This is a genomic window from Corallococcus sp. AB030 (genome assembly GCF_003668965.1).
Taxonomy (GTDB): domain Bacteria; phylum Myxococcota; class Myxococcia; order Myxococcales; family Myxococcaceae; genus Corallococcus; species Corallococcus exiguus.
This window is the reverse complement of sequence record NZ_RAWQ01000433.1, coordinates 1-1708: the sequence shown is the minus strand read 5'-3', so window position 1 is coordinate 1708 and position 1708 is coordinate 1. Positions and strand designations below refer to the sequence as shown.

The following is a 1708-nucleotide window of genomic DNA, read 5'->3' as shown; positions in this document are numbered from 1 at the left end:
GCCTCGGTGGACGCGGGGGTGGCGGGCGGCGTCTTCGCGGGCTCTTGCTTGCAGCCGGCGGCGAGCGCACCCACGAGCAACGCCGGCAAGAGCCAGCGGGCACGGGGAGCGCGCGCGGCCTTCGGCGGGACAGCGGACTGCGGGGACATGTTTCCTCCAGGAGGTGGCGGCGGAACCGATTTCATGCCGCGTGCCGCGCGTGGGGCTCTCGGAGGCGCACGGGAAGTGCGGCCCGGCGACCACGTGCCGGCGCTCCCCCATGCGCGTCCGCGGGCCCACAGGGTGTCCAGGCAGCCACACTCGCGGGTGGCCTCCGGACGCACGGGACGCGGGATTTCGCGGTGCAGACTGGCGGTGAGACACCTCGGCGGTCAACTGGGGTCCCTGCCCGCCGGGACAAGCCCGGCGCTCAATGAGGCCTCTGCCCGCCGGGACAAGCCCGGCGCTCAATGATGCCTCTGCCCGCCGGGACAAGCCCGGCGCTCAATGATGCCTCTGCCCGCCGGGACAAGCCCGGCGGTCAACTGGGGTCCCTGCATGGCGCATGGGGGCGGTAGGGTGCGCGGCCATGGTGCTGCCCGTCCGATTCGTCCTCATGCGCCCGCGCAACGCGGAGAACCTGGGTGCCGCCGCCCGCGCCCTGAAGAACTGCGGCCTGTCCGACTGGGCCTGGGTGACGCCGGAGGTGGAGGACCTGGGACCCGCCCATCGGCTCGCGGTGCATGCGGAGGACGTGCTGGGTGGGGTGAAGCGGCCGGACACGCTGGACGCGGCGGTGTCCGACTGCGTCTGGGTGGTGGGCACCAGCTCCCGCAAGGTGGAGGGCAAGCGCCGCCTGTCGCCCCGGGCCGTGGGTGAGGAGTTGGTGGCGAGGGCGAAGCAGGGGCCGGTGGCGCTCGTCTTCGGGGATGAGAGAAGCGGCCTCACCAACGCGGAGGTGGAGCGCTGCCACGACCTGTCCGCGGTGCCCACCGCGCCGGAGCAGCCCTCCATCAACCTGGCGCAGGCGGTGCTGCTCTACGCCTACGAGGTCCGCATGGCGCACCTGGCGGACACCGCGCCGCCGCCGGGTCCCCTGCCCCTGGCCGCCACGGACGCGGAGCTGGCCCGGGTGGAGGCGACGCTGGAGACGCTCCTGGGCGCGGGCGGCTTCCTCGTGGACGAAAAGCCCGGGCGCACGGCGGTGCGGGACCTGGTCGCGCCCCTGCGCCGCTCCCGCCTCACGCGCAACGAGGCCCGGCTCTGGCTGGCCGCGCTGCATACCGTGCGCAAGCATTTCCCGGGCAGGGACGACCCCTGAGCAGGCAGGGGGACACCCCACCCCGCGCGGCGGGATGCCCGCGCATCGCTACCTTTCCAGGAACGACCGAAGCCTCACGGAAAGGAGCACCGCGTGAACCACATGCCCTACGAGCCGATGATCGTGGGAGGCACCGAGCCCGGCCCTGGCCGTCAGGCGCCAGCCCACGAAGAGGTCTTCGAGGAACCCGGCCGCACGCCCGGGACGGCGGAGGACGGCGGGCTGGAGGAGGAGTCCCACCGCATGGCGGACGGCGACGAGCCGGGCCCCACGCCGGGCTCCGCCGAGGGCGACGACCCCGACGAACCGGTCCGCCACTAAAACTGAAGGACACGCCGCCGCCTCAAGCGCGGCTACAGTGCCGCGCCCATGCCTCGCAAGCCCGAACGGCCCCCCAAGTCCCCGCCC

General features: G+C 73.9%; 2 protein-coding genes. Both read left to right on the top strand.

Annotation, left to right across the window (positions count from 1 at the left end):
• Positions 1 to 568 precede the first annotated feature (568 nt).
• Positions 569 to 1300, top strand: coding sequence for an RNA methyltransferase (locus D7Y15_RS43395; RefSeq protein ID WP_120581713.1), 732 nt, complete (start codon positions 569 to 571; stop codon positions 1298 to 1300).
• A gap of 102 nt (positions 1301 to 1402) precedes the next feature.
• On the top strand, positions 1403 to 1621 hold the full coding sequence (locus D7Y15_RS43390) for a hypothetical protein (protein WP_233597560.1): 219 nt from the start codon (positions 1403 to 1405) through the stop codon (positions 1619 to 1621).
• Positions 1622 to 1708 lie beyond the last annotated feature (87 nt).